Source organism: Serratia sp. CY37869, assembly GCF_052168895.1.
GTDB lineage: Bacteria > Pseudomonadota > Gammaproteobacteria > Enterobacterales > Enterobacteriaceae > Serratia > Serratia ureilytica.
Map to the genome: position 1 here is coordinate 1,065,997 of NZ_JBJNLU010000002.1, position 15,072 is coordinate 1,081,068.

Sequence of the window (15,072 nt, forward strand, 5' to 3'; positions counted from 1 at the left end):
CCGCCAAGCCGGGCTTTTTTTTTATTTCTCGCGCACGCCTTCTACGGAGATGATCAGCTCAACGTCTTGCGACGCCGGGCCAAGATCGGTGGTGATGCCGAAATCTTTCAGCTTGATCTTGCCGTTGGCTTCAAAGCCGGCGCGGTAGCCGCCCCACGGATCGTTGCCCTGGCCAATCAGTTTGGCATCGAGCGTAACCGGTTTGGTGACGCCGTTCAGCGTCAGGTTGCCGACCACCGCGTAACCGTCGCCGCTTTTCTTCACTTCGGTGGATTCAAACTTGGCTTGCCTGTTCTTCTCCACGTTGAGGAACTCGGCGCTGCGCAGGTGCTTGTCGCGCTCGGCGTGGTTGGTGTCGACGCTGGCGGTATTGATGGTCACGTTGACCTTGTCCTTGGACGGATCTTTCTCGTCGAAGGTGAAGCCGCCGTCGAAGTCTTTAAAGCTGCCGTACAGCCAGCTGTAGCCCAGGTGCTGGATGCGGAATTCGATAAAGGCGTGTTGGCCTTGTTTGTCGATCTTGTAGTCTGCCGCCAGTGCGGAACCGGCGCTCAGCAGCAGGGCACCTGCGGTCAGGCCCAATACGGTCTTTTTCAACATAGCAATCTCCATAAATCCAAAGGTTAATCGGCGCTGCTACCCAGCATCCGTTTCAAAGTGACATCACGATCGATAAAGTGATGTTTAAGCGCGGCCAGCCCGTGCAGTACCGAGAGCACTACCACGGCCCAGGCCAGGTAAAGGTGTATGGCGCCGGCGGTGTCGGCCTGTTCCGCCATGCCGGTCACGGTGGCGGGCACGTTGAACCAGCCGAACACGCTGATCGGTTGGCCGTCTGCGGTGGAGATCAGATAGCCGCTGATCAGAATGCCGAACAACACGGCGTACAGCGCCAGATGCGCGAGGATGGCGCTGACGCGAGTGAGGCGGCCATAGCTGGCCAGCGGTTTGGGCGGCGGTGAGACAAAGCGCCAGACCACGCGGATCACCATCACGATGAACAGCAGCGTGCCGATGCTTTTGTGGATCTCCGGCGCCTGATGGTACCAGACGTCGTAATAGCCCAGCGTGACCATCCACAGGCCGAGTGCGAACATGCCGTACACCGTCAGCGCCACCAGCCAGTGGATCAACACTGACACATGGCCGAAACGATCGGCGGTATTTTTCCAGAGCATCCTGTTTCCTTCGATTACCGATTGGCTGGCTGCAATAATTAAACTTTAGGAAACATAAAATCAATAATAAATTTAACTATGTTACTACTTTGAAATATTAGTCAGTGAATTTGTTCGAGATGTTCGGAGTTAATCAGATAAATCGTTGGAGATAATATTATTTCGCTCACGAGAGGTTCATGCTAGTCATTGAAAAATGGGGCTATTATCTATTAATGTCAGCTTTTGTCATTTTACGTAAACCCCTCGTGAGTTGCCCGGCGAGATTATTTGTTGGCAAAGGTTATGCCTATTTATTGCGGCGCAGGGCAGGGCGGAAAGATTAACTTTGTCGAACGGTTGCGCTAAATCCCCTGCGGTGCAGCGGCGGATTTTGCTACCATTAGCGCCAAGAGCCGGCGCCCTGGCGCCGGTTAACCCAGTGAAATAACAAGGAAACGTCATGGGCCGAACCCGTGTGACCGACAGCAGCCTGCGTCTGGCCGTCCTGCTGGCGATGTTGGTGATCATTTTGGCCGGGGTGAAAGCCGCCGCCGACATTGTGGTGCCGTTTTTGCTGGCGGTATTTCTCGCTATGGTGCTGAATCCGCTGGTGGCGATGCTGGAGCGTAAACGGGTGCCGCGTATCGTCGGGGTGACGCTGCTGGTGACGGCGGTGATCGTGGTCGTGATGCTGTTTATCGGCATGCTGGGGGCTTCGCTGAACGAGTTCGCCCGTTCGCTGCCGCAGTACCGCGGCATGATGATCGAGAAGCTGCGCGAGCTGCAGCATTACGCCGACCGTTTCAATATCAGCCTTTCCAGCGAAGCGATGCTGCAGTATGTCGATCCCAGCGCGGCGATGAATCTGGTCACCCGCATGCTGGGGCACCTGTCTGGCGCGATGACCAACGTCTTCCTGCTCCTGATGACCGTGGTGTTTATGCTGTTCGAAGTGCAGTTGCTGCCTTACAAGCTGCAGCAGACGCTGGATAAACCGAACGAGGGGCTTGCCGTGATGCGGCGGGCGTTGGATGGCGTGACGCGCTATCTGGTGATTAAAACCATCATCAGCCTGGCCACCGGGGTAATCGTCTGGATCTTCCTGGCGGCGGTCGGCGTGCGTTTTGCCTTTATCTGGGGGCTGCTGGCATTTCTGCTTAACTACATTCCCAACATTGGCTCGGTATTGGCCGCCATTCCGCCGCTGATTCAGGCGCTGTTGTTCAACGGATTGGGTGATGCGCTGGTGGTGGCGGGTGGCTTTATCGCTGTCAACATGGTGATCGGCAATATCCTCGAACCGCGCGTGATGGGGCGCGGGCTGGGGCTGTCGACGCTGGTGGTGTTCCTGTCGCTGATCTTTTGGGGCTGGCTGCTCGGCCCGGTGGGCATGTTGCTGTCGGTGCCGCTGACGATCGTGGCGCGCATCGCGCTGGAGACTACCGAGGGCGGCTATCGGCTGGCGGTTATCCTGGGGGACGGCCGCCCGCCGCGCCAGCCTCCGGAGTGAGGAAGATTTTGCCATTCACGCCGGGCTGGGCGGCGTGATGCAGCGCCGCTGCGTACTGACGCAAAGGATAAATCGCGGCGGGTGGGCGCAGCGCCAGCTGGCCGCGTCGCAGCAGCTGGAATAACTGATAAAACGCCGTCTGCCATTGCGCCGGCGCTGCCTGTGCGTTCCATTTGCGCAAGTGGAACAGCGAAGCGCGCAGCTTTAACTCGTTCACCACGCGCCGCCAGTCTACCTGGCGGCCGCTCAGCAGGCCCAGCGCCACAAAATCGCCGCCGGTGCGAACCGCCCGCGCCAACTGCAATCCGTCTTCTCCGCCAATGCAGTCGATGGCCGCACGGGCGCCAAAATTCGTCATTTCCGCCAGCTGCGGCGCTTCGATAACGCGCCAGGCGCCAGCGGCCAGCAACGCCTGGCGATGAGCGGCATTGCGCACCACGACCGCCAGACGAATGCCGCGCAGCGCCGTCAGCTGCGCCAGCAGCAGGCTGACAGCGGAGCCGCCGCCGTTGAGCAGCAGTACGCCGCCGGCGCTGAGCGGCAGCCATTGGGTCAACAGCACCCAGCAGGTGAGCGGGTTGATATAGATTTGCGCTGCGCAGGCGTCGTCGATGTCGTCCGGCACCCAGACCACCCGATCTTCAGGCAGCGTGACGAACGTTTGCCAACTGCCGTTACCCGCTACCGCCAGCGCGCGTCGGCCCGTTGAATGCCCATTCTGCGGATTGACGACGATGCCCACGCCTTCATATCCCGGCACCTGAGGAAGGGCGATGCGGTGCGCGTATTGGCCGTGGATCGGGATCAGATCGGAAGGGTTGATCGGGGCATAGCGCATCTGCAATAACCGCTGTCCGGGGCGCAGCATCGGTCTGCTCATCTGCTGCAATTCCAGCACCTGGGCGGGATCGCCGAAGCGGCTGAAGCTCAATCGGGGAAATAACGGCGGCATGGCTTACATGACGAAGAAGAAATAGACATCCAACGCCAGCAGCACCAGCCACAGACAAAGGTACAGCACCAGATGCTCACGCACATTGTTGACGATAGCCGCCAGTATTCGGTTTAACATTTCAGCCGCCTGAAGAGAAGGACCCTTGATTATAGTCCTTTTCTCGGCGTCATTTATAGCGCGCCGCGCGTGAGGGGCGGGAAAGTGACGATAAAAAAGCCTGCGTTATCGCAGGCTTGAGGTTACACGGCCAACAGCGCCAGCGGCGTTGAATTCGCCGGCGTGCTCGGCGGGTAGAAATAGCGCAGCACGTTATACAGCGAGTAAAACTCCAGCCGGTTGCGCGCGTTGATCTTTTCCGTGATGTGACGCTTGTGCACATAGACCGTATGGGAGCTGATCTGCAGTTTTTTCGCAATGCGGTAGTTAGGCATCTCTGCCATCCAATACTTCATTACCGTCAGCTCCTGCGGGCTGAACAGGGAACGCTCTTCGCCGTCATCGGCCAGCGCCAGCGGATTCTCGCGCAGCGTGCGTAAGGTGAGCGGCAGAATGCTTTTATTGAACAGAAAAGCGTTATCGGCGATGCGCATTGGCGCTTCGCTGTAAGGGTAAGGTGTGTCGAGATAGATAAATAGCAAGGCGGACTGGCTGGCTTCCATAAAGGCCTGCAGTTGCGCGTCCGCTTCGTTATAGCGGCATTGGTTGCTGAGGTTCACCAGAATGTGGCTCGGCTGAAAGCTGGCCAACAGCGATGTAGCGTATTCAATGCTGTGGCAGCACTTGATCGTCGTGATCCCACTATCAGCAAAGTAGCTGGCTATACCGACCCGGGTGAAGCAGCATTCGTCCACGACAAGTAGTTTCATGGTGACGTCCTTGTTGAAAGCCGATGGAGCATATCTTCTGTAAAATAGGACTTACACTGCAAGTGTTCAATTCGGAAATTCAACTGCTGAATATAAGAAATTTCCGTTATCAGGATTTTTACTTGGTATTTAAAAGAGTTAGCAGGTTAACAAATTGTAACCGCCAAATTTCGCTGTCCAGTGCCTGAGGGGGACTTGGACAGCGAAATCCTTCGGTCAGCTAAATCGTTTCAGACCAAAGCTTGAGACGTCAACCGGCGGCGCTTTGTCCTGCGCGAACAACGCGGCGATCTCGCCCAGTGCACTGGCGAACTTGAAGCCGTGGCCGCTCAATCCGCTGATGACCATCAGGCGATCGCAATCCGGCAGGGTATCGATAATAAAGTCTTCGTCGGGGCTCATATCATAGCTGCAGGCTTCACCGTGTAAACATACGCCTACACCCGGCAAAAATTGCCGCAGGAAGGAGAAAACTTCCGTGCCGTCGCTGGCGTAGCTGCCGAAGGGTTTGCGCTGCTCGGGGGCATCCATCGGCTGGCCGCCGTCGTGTTTGCCCACTTTCAGGCCGTCGTTATCCGCCGGAAAACCGTAATAGTGCATGCCGTCTTGCGCTTCGACGGTAAAGGCCGGGAAACGATTGTTCACGCTGTAGCGGCCATCTGCCTGATGCCAGGAGAAGACTTTGCGCAGTGGCGCGATCGGCAGTTGCGGCAACAGCGCTTTGACCCAGGTGCCGGCGGCGATCACCGCTTTTCGCGCCGTGAAACGCCCTTCGCCGGTGATGACCTCAACGCCGCCATCGATGGGTTCTACCGCGTTGACCGGGCAGTTGAACAGCTGGCTGCAGCCGGCTTCTTTCGCCAGCTTGATCAGGCTGGTTATCGCCAGCTCGGCACGCAGGAACCCCGCGTCTGGCTCGAATACGCCGACATAGCCTTCCGGTGCTCGGAATTCTGGCCAGCGCTGATTGATCTGTTCGGCGCTGAGGGTTTGCGCGTTCAGGCGGAATTTTTGCGCGCTGAGCTGCGCATTGCGAATGAATTCGGAGTGCTGTGGCCCCAGGTTGAGCACGCCGCACGACTGGAACAGTTCCTCGCCGGATTGTTGAATCAGCGCATTCCACAGCGCCTGTGCGCGCAGCACCAGCGGCACGTACTTTTCGCCTTCGCCGTAAGCGTGACGGATAATACGGGTATCGCCGTGATGGCTGCCGTTTCGGTGCGGAGGGATAGCGCTGTCGATCATCAGCACTTTCAAGCCGGCTCGCGTGGCATAATAGCCTGCCGCCGCGCCGACGGAACCGCTGCCCACCACAATCAAATCATATTCCACGTGCCAACCCTCTCTGATAGCGATTTCTTATGCCCCCATGATAAAAGGTTGGCGGACGCAATGCACTGATTGAACGGCGAAAGGCGAAGAAAAGGCGCCGGGAAAGGTCGCGGCGCCTTAGGGGGTAGGAGACGATGAATCAATGTTTTCTGCGATCAAGATCCTGGTAATCCGTAGCTTCAATCTTGGCGATGCCGGCCTCTAAGATATTGATTAATTGACGGGCGACATCTGTGGTCAGCCAAAGCGTTCGGTCTACTTGGGCTTCTTCGGGCGTTTGGTCTAGTGAAGACAGGTAATGAAGGCGTATCATCATGGCGTCGTAAACGTCGACAGTACTGATATCCCAACCGACAAGCGGGTGCGTCTGAATTACTTCATCATTTCTGTCCATAAAGACCCCTTATTGAGTAGTAACTACCGTGAGTGACTAACGAGGATCAATGCGGCTCATCATCATGAGAGCAATTACAGTATACGCATCCGCTTTCATCGGTGGAGGGGTTGTCACCTAAAATTGCAAAATAAATATTTATTTGAACAATTATTCTACAAATTCGGGTGCGAACGCGCGATGAGTAAAGCCTGTGGCGTTATTCCGCGCCGCCGGTGGGTGGGGCGGAGCCGTGCAGACATTTTTCCAGTTCTTCTGCCAAGTGCGCGAAATGTTTCTGCGTTTCGGTGTCGCGATTCTGGCTTTGCGATTCCAGCCTCAGGCTGTGGATCAGCCGTTGGTTGGCTTTGTCATCCAGGCTGAAGGCCAGGTAAGAGAAGGCCACTTCCAGTACGTTCAAGCGTCTTTTCTGATCGGCAATCAGCGCCAGCAATTCGCCAAACGTCATTGCGTCTTCGGATTTCACCTTGTCCGGGGCCATGCTTACTCCTTTGCGTTAAATACAGCGCTGAGGCGGATTTGGTTCCAGAGTAAGGGTAAGCGATGAATGGGCAGGGCGCCAGAAACAAAAAAGCCGGAGAGCGACCCCCGGCAAAAACAGCATTGCAGTGTTATTCTGCGCTGAACCATTCGTCCGCGCTTTCCCAGGTTTCCTGAAGGATTTCCTCAATCAGATCCCGGTCGATTTTGGCGCCCCCCAGCACGGAGAGCCCGTTGGCGCCGGCATAACGGACGTGCACGACGGCGTCTGGAAACTGGCGATTGACCCGTTTGCCCAGCTCGCCGGTCAGCGCCTCAATGGCGCCCGACGGCAGCGGCCGGGTTTTATCTATAGTGACTTCAACACGCATAATTGCCCCCGAAGCGATTTACTGTTTATTTATACAGTTAACCGTAAGCGAGGGCAAGAGGGCGAAGCAAAAATATCAGCCTTTCAGCGACCAGTTCAGGGTTTCGCCGGCCAGGAATGGGATCACGGATTCATTGCCCAGGGCGATCTCTTCCGGCTGGGTGGTCGGCACGCGCTGCAGTTCGATGAAATCTTCGTTGATCGGCAGGCCATAGAAGCGTGGGCCGTTGAGCGAGCAGAAGGCCTCGAAGTGCTCCAGCGCGCCGAGCTGTTCGAAGACGGCAGCGTAAGCCGGGATCGCATTCGGCGCATTGAAGCAGCCGGCGCAGCCGCAGCTGGACTCTTTGCGATGCTTGAGGTGCGGCGCCGAGTCGGTGCCGAGGAAGAAACGGTCCGAGCCGCTGGCCACCGCCTGACGCAGCGCTTCCTGATGGACGTTGCGCTTGAGGATCGGCAGGCAGAACAGGTGTGGGCGAATGCCGCCGACCAGCATGTGGTTGCGGTTGAACATCAGGTGCTGCGGGGTGATGGTGGCGCCGAGGAAACGGTTGCCTGCCTGCACGTACTGCGCCGCTTCTTTGGTGGTGATGTGTTCGAAGACGATTTTCAGTTCCGGGAAGTGACGGCGGATAGGCTCCATCACCTGTTCGATAAAGCGCGCCTCGCGGTCGAAAATATCGACGGCAGGATCGGTCACTTCACCGTGGATCAGCAGCGGCATGCCGATTTTTTGCATTTGCTCGAACAGCGGGTAAATGCCGGTCACGTCGCTGACGCCGTGGCTGGAGTTGGTGGTGGCGTTGGCCGGATACAGCTTGGCGGCGGTAAACACCCCTTGCTCGAAACCGCTGACCAGTTCACTGGCCGCCAGAGAGTTGGTCAGGTAACAGGTCATCAGCGGAGTGAAGTTGTGACCCTGCGGCACCGCCGCCAGAATCCGATCGCGGTAGGCGCGCGCGGCGGCCACGGTCGTCACGGGCGGAACCAGGTTCGGCATCACGATCGCCCGGCCAAATACCTGGCTGGTATAGGGCACCACCGTTTTCAGCATCTCATCGTCACGCAGGTGGATATGCCAGTCGTCTGGGCGGCGGATTTTCAGAACTTGAGGTTGTGCGGTCATCTAGCTAGGCTCCGGCGGTCAAATACATCTAATGAAAAGCGAATAATGGGTTTATTCACGCCGGGGTGTAAGGATAAGCGGAAAGTGCCGCAGATGCATCTGTTTGTTGGCGACAAGTTGAAATCAACGGCGCAGCAGGCGCATAGTGACAATGATTTCAACGATGCCGACGCCAATACCGTCGACTTTCATCAAGTGGAAAGGGAGAAAACAATGGAAGTACGCGTTATCGCCACCCTGCAAGCGAAAGCGGGATTTGAGGCCGCAGTCAGTGAAGCGGTGCACGACATTCTCGAGCCGAGCCGCCAGGAGCTGGGCAACCTGCAATATGATTTGCATCGCGATCTGGAAAAACCGGGCACCTTCGTGTTCTTTGAGCGTTGGGCCAGCAGCGAAGCGCTGGATAAGCATAATGAGACGGCGCATTTTCAGCAGTTCGTCAGTCGACTTGACGGCAAGTTAGATGTTCTGGACATCAAAAAACTGAAAAAGATCGCCTGAGCTTTTTGCAGGCAAGAAAAAACCCGCCGTCGGCGGGTTTTTTTAGGTGTGCAGATTAACTTATTCGTTAACCGGCTGCGGCTTGGTGGCCGGCGCGGTGGCCTGGCTCACTGCCGAGTGACCACCGGCTGAACCTTTGCCTTCAAAGTTGAAGGAAGGGCGCTGCCAGTCGCTGTGCTTGCGTTCTTCCGGCACATAGGCCGGCGCAGGCGCTTTGGTCATCGGTGCAGTGGCGATGTGTTTGTACAGCGCGTCCTGCACGGCTTTCACCGGTGCCGGCTGCTGAGCAACCGCAGGCGCAGGTTCGGCGGCCGTTGGTTCCGGCGCTTTTTCTACCGGAGCGGCTGCCGCTGCAGGTGCGGCTTCTACCACTGGCGCTTCTTCCGTAGGTGCGGCTTCTACCGGTGCAGTTTCGACCACAGGCTCGTCTTCCGCTGGCTTAGCTTCAACCACTGGCTCTGCCGCTACGGTTTCAGCTACCGGCTCAACTTCCACTGCAGGGGCAGTCTCTTCCGCTTTCGGTTCTTCAACCGCAACCGTTGCCGGGGCGGTTTCCACCGGCGCCGGAGTTTCCTCGGCCGGGGTGGCAACAACCGGCGCTACGACTGCCGCTTCTTCCGTTACGGTGACGGCGGCAGTTTCAACGGCGGCTTCTGGTGCCGGTTCGTTGACGCTGGCCGCGGCCTGAGTTTCTTCCACGGCAACGCTGTGCTGTTCAACCGCTGCGGCGACAACCGGCGCCTGCTCTACGGCTTCGGTTTGCACTTCGGCTTCTTCAACCTGAGCGACCGGGTAGCTTACCCAGACTTTGCCTGATGCCATTTCCGGAGAAGCGAACGCGCCCACCAACGGCATTGGGGATTGCAGTGGGTAACGCTCGTCGCGGTAACGACGGCGACGCTGGCCGCTGACGCGCAGGTGACGCGGTGAACGACGGGAACGACGCGGCATGCCTTCGCCGTTGCCGCGGTTTTCGCCCTGGGCATCGTCTTCCGCCTGAGCGGCAACGGTTTCCGGCAGCAGCTTCACGCTGTCGTCGGCGGTTGGCTGCGCATCTTCGGCTTTCGCTACCGGCGCTTTCGGCGCCAACAGCTCTTCCGCTGCGCGCTGCAGCTCTTCTTCCGCGGACAGGATGCGCACTTTCTGCGTCAGAGGGCGGCGCTGACGGCGCTGCATGTTCTGCTGCTGGCGTTCTTCCTGCTCTTCGTCGGTGCTCTCGACCGCGTCAACGCTTTCCAGCGCTTTCACTTCCTGCTGAGCCTGACGTTTCTCTTCCTGACGACGACGCTGGCGTTCAGCACGCTGTTCACGGCGCTGCTGCTGATCTTCGCGCGGCGCTTTAGCGCTTTCTTCCGAGGCAGTTTCCTCCGCTACCGGCGCGTTCTGCTGCTGGTTGCGGCGGTTACGGCGCTGCTCATCGCGGGATTCACGCGATTCACGGCCTTCACGGTTCTCACGCGGTTCACGGTTGTCGCGTTCGCGATTGTCACGGCCTTCACCGCGCTCTTTACGTTCGCCGCGTTCCGGACGATCGCCACGGTCGCTACGCTCACCGCGCTCTTTACGGCCGGTGCCTTGACGGCGCTGACCGCGACGATCCTGACGACGGTTTTCACCGTTGCCTTCCGCCTTCGGCGTTTCGGCCGGTTTGGCTTCTTCGACGGCAGGTTGTTCTTCACCGGCGAACAGGCTCTTCAAACCACCGAACAGGCGGCCCAGGAAGCCCGGCTTGGCGGCGGCCGGCGCTGCGGCTTTAGCCTTGGCGGCTGCAGCGACAGGTTTGGCAACGGCGACGGGTTCTTCAGCCGGCGGCGGCACATCGGCGGACAGGGAGAAGGAAGCCAGGGCCGGTTGCTCCGGACGCTTGCGTTCCATCGGCGCATCTTCCAGCGGACGCTCCATGTCTTCTTCGTGCAGTTTCGGCAGCAGGTAGCTGAGGGTAGAGGTTTCCTCGCCCTTGCGTACGCGCAGCACCGAGTAGTGCGGGGTTTGCATTTCATCGTTCGGCACGATGACGGCTTTCACGCCACCCTGACGTTTTTCGATCGCGCTGACGGATTCACGCTTTTCGTTCAGCAGGTACGAAGCGACCTGAACCGGTACGATAGCGTGAACTTCTTTGGTGTTTTCCTTCAGCGCTTCTTCTTCGATCAGGCGCAGGATGGACAGCGCCAGCGATTCGTTGTCGCGGATGGTGCCGGTGCCGTTACAGCGTGGGCACACGTGGTGGCTGGATTCACCCAGCGACGGGCTGAGGCGCTGACGCGACATTTCCAGCAGGCCGAAGCGGGAGATGCGGCCGATTTGGATGCGCGCGCGGTCTTGACGCACGGCGTCGCGCAAGCGGTTTTCCACTTCGCGCTGGTGGCGTACCGGCGTCATGTCGATGAAGTCGATGACGATCAGGCCGCCGAGGTCGCGCAGGCGAAGCTGGCGAGCGATTTCGTCCGCCGCTTCCAGGTTGGTGTTGAACGCCGTCTCTTCGATGTCGCCGCCGCGGGTTGCGCGTGCGGAGTTGATGTCGATGGCGGTCAGCGCTTCGGTGCTGTCGATGACGATCGAGCCGCCGGACGGCAGGCGCACTTCGCGCTGGAAGGCGGATTCGATCTGCGATTCGATCTGATAGTGGCTGAACAGAGGAATTTCACCGCTGTACAGTTTGATTTTGCTGCTGAAATCCGGGCGGCCCAGCGCGGCGATGTGTTCTTTGGCCAGGTCGAGAATTTTCGGGTTGTCGATCAGGATTTCGCCGATGTCCGGGCGCAGGTAATCGCGGAAGGCGCGCACGATAACGTTGCTTTCCTGGTGGATCAGGAACGGCGCAGGGCGGCCTTCGGCGGCTTTTTTAATCGCTTCCCAGTGCTTCAGGCGGAAGGAGAGATCCCACTGCAGCGCATCGGCGGATTTGCCTACGCCCGCGGTGCGAACGATCAGGCCCATGCCGTCCGGCAGTTGCAGCGAAGAGAGCGCTTCTTTCAGCTCGGTGCGATCGTCACCCTCGATGCGGCGAGAAATACCGCCGGCGCGCGGGTTATTCGGCATCAGCACCAGATAGCTGCCCGCCAGGCTGATGAAGGTGGTCAAGGCGGCGCCTTTGTTGCCACGTTCTTCTTTGTCTACCTGAACGATGACTTCCTGGCCTTCGCGCAGGACATCTTTGATGTTCGGGCGGCCATGGGAAGAGTAATTGCTAGGAAAGTATTCGCGGGCGATTTCTTTAAGAGGGAGGAAACCATGTCGTTCTGCGCCGTAGTCCACGAACGCTGCTTCAAGACTTGGTTCAATGCGGGTGATTTTGCCTTTGTAAATATTCGCTTTTTTCTGCTCATGACCCGGACTTTCGATATCCAAATCATACAGCCGCTGTCCATCTACGAGGGCAACACGCAACTCTTCCTGCTGAGTTGCGTTAATCAACATTCTTTTCATCTTAACTTACTCGTTATTTTTACATTATCGACAAAGCTGCGGGCAAAATAACCTCATGGCCGGAGTTAAACCGAAAGCCCCGTGTCTTCTCGCAAAGCCGTCAACCTCACGGTTGTCGCCTGCATAGGGGCGCATTATCTCGGTAAGCCTGCTTTTCTTTGTGAAAGACAGCACTTTTACTAGGGGAATAGCCTCTGATTTACGTCGACAGATCTGATTCCATTTGCCGGCCAAGCTGCAACCCGCAGCCCGCTAATTGTTTGATTTCGCATTACGTCTTACGCCATTGCTGCGTTTTTGCGCGATCAGACAAATTTTATAATTCCACCGTTTTCCCTGTTTAACGAGAATCAACGCGGAAAGTGACTGCATTATTCCACTGCTGATGCCGTTATAGCAAGGTGACTTTTCCTTAACTGCGGAAGAAATCGCAAACGTTCAAATCGGCTTGCTGCCTTATTGTCCGCTGGGGTTTCGCCCGCCGTCAGAGAGACAGTTAAGCACAGAAAAAGATGTGGCGCTATTCACGCGCTCTATTTAGAATCCCGCACCATGAAAACGAACAATCCAGCAGTACAATTCATCACGATTTCCGACGACGAAGCCGGTCAGAGAATCGACAACTTTCTGCTCGCTCGCCTGAAAGGCGTGCCGAAGAGCATGATTTATCGCATTGTGCGCAAAGGCGAGGTGCGGGTTAATAAAGGGCGCATCAAGGTCGAATACAAATTGGCGGCCGGCGACGTGGTGCGCGTGCCGCCGGTGCGCGTGGCCGAGCGCGAAGAGGCGCCGGTGTCGGCGAAGCTGGATAAGGTGGCGGCGCTGGCCGACTGCATTCTGTATGAAGATGACCACCTGCTGATCCTCAACAAGCCTTCCGGCACCGCGGTGCACGGCGGCAGCGGCCTGAGCTTCGGCGTGATTGAAGGGCTGCGGGCGCTGCGCCCTGAGGCCCGTTTCCTGGAGCTGGTGCATCGGCTCGATCGCGATACCTCCGGCGTGCTGTTGGTTGCCAAGAAGCGTTCCGCGCTGCGTTCGCTGCATGAGCAACTGCGGCTGAAGGGCATGCAGAAGGATTATCTGGCGCTGGTGCGCGGCCAGTGGCAGTCCCACTGCAAGGCCGTACAGGCGCCGCTGCTGAAAAACATTCTGCACAGCGGCGAACGTATCGTGCGCGTCAACAGCGAAGGCAAGCCTTCGGAAACCCGCTTCAAGGTGGAAGAGCGTTACGAATTCGCCACCCTGGTGAAGGCCAGCCCAATCACCGGGCGTACCCACCAGATCCGCGTGCACACCCTGCATGCCGGGCATCCGATCGCCTTTGACGATCGCTACGGCGACCGCGAGTTCGATCGTCAACTGGCGGGTACCGGCCTGAAGCGTCTGTTCCTGCACGCCGCGGCGCTGCGCTTCGAGCATCCGGCCACCGGCGAAACGATGCGTATCGAAGCGCCGATGGACGAAGAACTGCGTCATTGCCTGCAAGTGCTGCGCCGGCAGGCCGCCAAATAATCCGCGTCACACCAGCGGGTTGATGCCTTCAGCCCGCAACATCTCCAACAGCGCAATCAACGGCAGGCCGATCAGGGCGTTCGGATCCCGGCCTTCCAGCCTGTCGAACAACGCGATCCCCAGCCCCTCGCTCTTGAAACTGCCCGCGCAGTTCAGCGGTTGCTCCAGACGCACATAGGCGGCGATCTCCGCTTCGCTCAGCGCGCGAAAATGCACGTGGAAAGGCTCGCACAGGGCCTGCAGCTGCTTGCTGCGGCCGTTGTACAGCGCCAGGCCGGTGTAGAAGGTCACGGCCTGGCCGCTTGCCTGGCGCAGCTGCGCGCGGGCGTTTTCCTCGGTATGGGGCTTGCCGGTGATGCTGCCATCGATCACGCAGACCTGATCGGAACCGATGATCAGATGCTCGGGGTAGGCGAGGGCCAGCGCCTGGGCCTTCGCTGCCGCCAGGCGCAGCACCAGCGCTTCCGCGCCTTCGCCCGGCAGCGGGGTTTCATCCACCTCCGGCGCGGCGCAGTCGAACGGCAGCTGCAGTTTCTCCAGCAGCATTTTTCGATAGGGGGAGGTGGAGGCTAAAAGCAATCTCTGCATAATTTTTTTCGCAAACCGTAGCGTAAATGGGTACGGCATTTTAAACTGTCGGCCGCTGTGGAAGCGAATATTGGTGAAAGGAGCCGTTTTACGGCCTTTTTCTTTGACTCTATGTCGTTACAAAGTTAATATGCGCGCCCTATGCAAAAGGTAAAATTACCCTTGACCATTGATGCGGTACGTACCGCTCAGAAACGCCTGGACTATGCTGGTGTCTACGCGCCTGAGCAGGTTACTCGTGTTGCCGACTCCGTGGTCAGTGTGGACAGTGATGTTGAGGTGTCGTTGTCGTTTAATATCGACAATCAACGCCTCGCGGTGATAACAGGGCATGCGGACGTCACGGTAACGTTGATGTGCCAACGCTGTGGAGTCCCGTTCGAACATCAGGTTCACACAACATATTGTTTTAGCCCGGTCGTCAATGATGAGCAGGCTGAGGCATTACCGGAAGCGTACGAACCGATCGAAGTTGACGAGTTTGGCGAAGTCGATCTGTTGGCAATGATTGAAGACGAAATTATTCTTTCACTGCCTGTCGTTCCGGTACATGAATCTGAACACTGTGAAGTGTCCGAAGCGGACATGGTATTTGGCCAACTGCCTCCCGAGGCGGAGAAACCGAATCCGTTTGCCGTATTAGCCAGTTTAAAGCGTAAGTAATTGAGGAGTAAGGTCCATGGCCGTACAACAGAATAAACCAACCCGTTCCAAGCGTGGCATGCGTCGTTCTCACGATGCTCTGACCACGACTACTCTGTCTGTAGACAAAGTATCCGGTGAAACTCACCGTCGTCACCACATCACTGCCGACGGTTTCTACCGCGGTCGCAAGGTTATCGGCTAAGTAGC

The 15,072-nt window shown here is 57.8% G+C and carries 17 protein-coding genes; 5 read left to right on the forward strand and 12 right to left on the reverse strand.

All coding sequences use genetic code 11. The annotated features are described in order from the left end of the window. Nucleotides 1-21 precede the first annotated feature (21 nt). Both ACJ8J1_RS15460 and ACJ8J1_RS15465 read right to left on the reverse strand, forming a co-directional pair. A complete protein-coding gene (locus ACJ8J1_RS15460) occupies nt 22-600 on the reverse strand; it encodes a YceI family protein (protein ID WP_033642670.1) in 579 nt (192 codons plus the stop codon). Nucleotides 601-623: 23 nt separating this feature from the next. Further along, nucleotides 624-1,178: a cytochrome b gene (locus ACJ8J1_RS15465; RefSeq protein ID WP_033642671.1), complete on the reverse strand. Its 555-nt coding sequence runs from the start codon at nt 1,176-1,178 to the stop codon at nt 624-626. 442 nt (nt 1,179-1,620) lie between these two features. Between ACJ8J1_RS15465 and ACJ8J1_RS15470 the strand changes: the two genes are divergently transcribed. Continuing rightward, nucleotides 1,621-2,670, forward strand: a complete 1,050-nt coding sequence (locus ACJ8J1_RS15470) for an AI-2E family transporter (protein ID WP_033642672.1) — start codon at nt 1,621-1,623, stop codon at nt 2,668-2,670. On the opposite strand, the gene ACJ8J1_RS15475 is transcribed toward ACJ8J1_RS15470, so the two are convergent. The 8 genes from ACJ8J1_RS15475 to pyrC form a co-directional block, all read right to left on the reverse strand. Next, nucleotides 2,627-3,622, reverse strand: coding sequence for a zinc-dependent alcohol dehydrogenase family protein (locus ACJ8J1_RS15475; RefSeq protein WP_033642673.1), 996 nt, complete (start codon nt 3,620-3,622; stop codon nt 2,627-2,629). The two genes, ACJ8J1_RS15470 and ACJ8J1_RS15475, sit on opposite strands and share 44 nt — an antisense overlap. 3 nt (nt 3,623-3,625) lie before the next feature. Then, complete coding sequence (locus tag ACJ8J1_RS15480) at nt 3,626-3,742, reverse strand: DUF2770 family protein (RefSeq protein ID WP_004927822.1); 117 nt, start codon at nt 3,740-3,742, stop codon at nt 3,626-3,628. A 122-nt stretch (nt 3,743-3,864) separates the two neighbouring features. Further along, nucleotides 3,865-4,491 carry a LuxR C-terminal-related transcriptional regulator gene (locus ACJ8J1_RS15485; protein ID WP_033642674.1) on the reverse strand — a complete coding sequence of 209 codons (627 nt, stop codon included), beginning with the start codon at nt 4,489-4,491 and terminating at the stop codon, nt 3,865-3,867. A 216-nt stretch (nt 4,492-4,707) separates the two neighbouring features. Then, on the reverse strand, nt 4,708-5,823 hold the full coding sequence (gene solA / locus ACJ8J1_RS15490) for an N-methyl-L-tryptophan oxidase (protein ID WP_033642675.1): 1,116 nt from the start codon (nt 5,821-5,823) through the stop codon (nt 4,708-4,710). Between the two features lie 139 nt (nt 5,824-5,962). Further along, the gene (gene bssS / locus ACJ8J1_RS15495) at nt 5,963-6,217 is read right to left on the reverse strand and encodes a biofilm formation regulator BssS (protein ID WP_004927812.1); all 255 of its coding nucleotides are present in this window, start codon (nt 6,215-6,217) and stop codon (nt 5,963-5,965) included. Between the two features lie 199 nt (nt 6,218-6,416). After that, nucleotides 6,417-6,698 carry a hypothetical protein gene (locus ACJ8J1_RS15500; RefSeq protein WP_033642676.1) on the reverse strand — a complete coding sequence of 94 codons (282 nt, stop codon included), beginning with the start codon at nt 6,696-6,698 and terminating at the stop codon, nt 6,417-6,419. A 130-nt stretch (nt 6,699-6,828) separates the two neighbouring features. Continuing rightward, nucleotides 6,829-7,068, reverse strand: a complete 240-nt coding sequence (gene dinI / locus ACJ8J1_RS15505; RefSeq protein WP_033642677.1) for a DNA damage-inducible protein I — start codon at nt 7,066-7,068, stop codon at nt 6,829-6,831. A gap of 75 nt (nt 7,069-7,143) precedes the next feature. Further along, nucleotides 7,144-8,190 (reverse strand): dihydroorotase, encoded by a 1,047-nt coding sequence (gene pyrC / locus ACJ8J1_RS15510; RefSeq protein WP_033642678.1) that lies wholly within the window; start codon nt 8,188-8,190, stop codon nt 7,144-7,146. A 213-nt stretch (nt 8,191-8,403) separates the two neighbouring features. Between pyrC and ACJ8J1_RS15515 the strand changes: the two genes are divergently transcribed. Then, nucleotides 8,404-8,691, forward strand: a complete 288-nt coding sequence (locus ACJ8J1_RS15515; protein WP_025302406.1) for a putative quinol monooxygenase — start codon at nt 8,404-8,406, stop codon at nt 8,689-8,691. A gap of 60 nt (nt 8,692-8,751) precedes the next feature. On the opposite strand, the gene rne is transcribed toward ACJ8J1_RS15515, so the two are convergent. After that, nucleotides 8,752-12,120: a ribonuclease E gene (gene rne / locus ACJ8J1_RS15520; RefSeq protein ID WP_033642679.1), complete on the reverse strand. Its 3,369-nt coding sequence runs from the start codon at nt 12,118-12,120 to the stop codon at nt 8,752-8,754. 552 nt (nt 12,121-12,672) lie between these two features. Between rne and rluC the strand changes: the two genes are divergently transcribed. Beyond that, a complete protein-coding gene (gene rluC, locus ACJ8J1_RS15525; protein WP_033642680.1) occupies nt 12,673-13,632 on the forward strand; it encodes a 23S rRNA pseudouridine(955/2504/2580) synthase RluC in 960 nt (319 codons plus the stop codon). 6 nt (nt 13,633-13,638) lie between these two features. Here the strand turns inward: rluC and ACJ8J1_RS15530 are convergent, their stop codons facing one another. Next, entirely contained in the window at nt 13,639-14,220 is a 582-nt protein-coding gene (locus tag ACJ8J1_RS15530) for a Maf family protein (RefSeq protein WP_033642681.1), read from the reverse strand. Between the two features lie 141 nt (nt 14,221-14,361). On the opposite strand from ACJ8J1_RS15530, the gene yceD reads away from it, so the two are divergent. Next, entirely contained in the window at nt 14,362-14,883 is a 522-nt protein-coding gene (gene yceD / locus ACJ8J1_RS15535) for a 23S rRNA accumulation protein YceD (RefSeq protein WP_004927780.1), read from the forward strand. A 16-nt stretch (nt 14,884-14,899) separates the two neighbouring features. Next, nucleotides 14,900-15,067 (forward strand): 50S ribosomal protein L32, encoded by a 168-nt coding sequence (gene rpmF / locus ACJ8J1_RS15540; RefSeq protein WP_004927778.1) that lies wholly within the window; start codon nt 14,900-14,902, stop codon nt 15,065-15,067. Nucleotides 15,068-15,072: the final 5 nt, after the last annotated feature.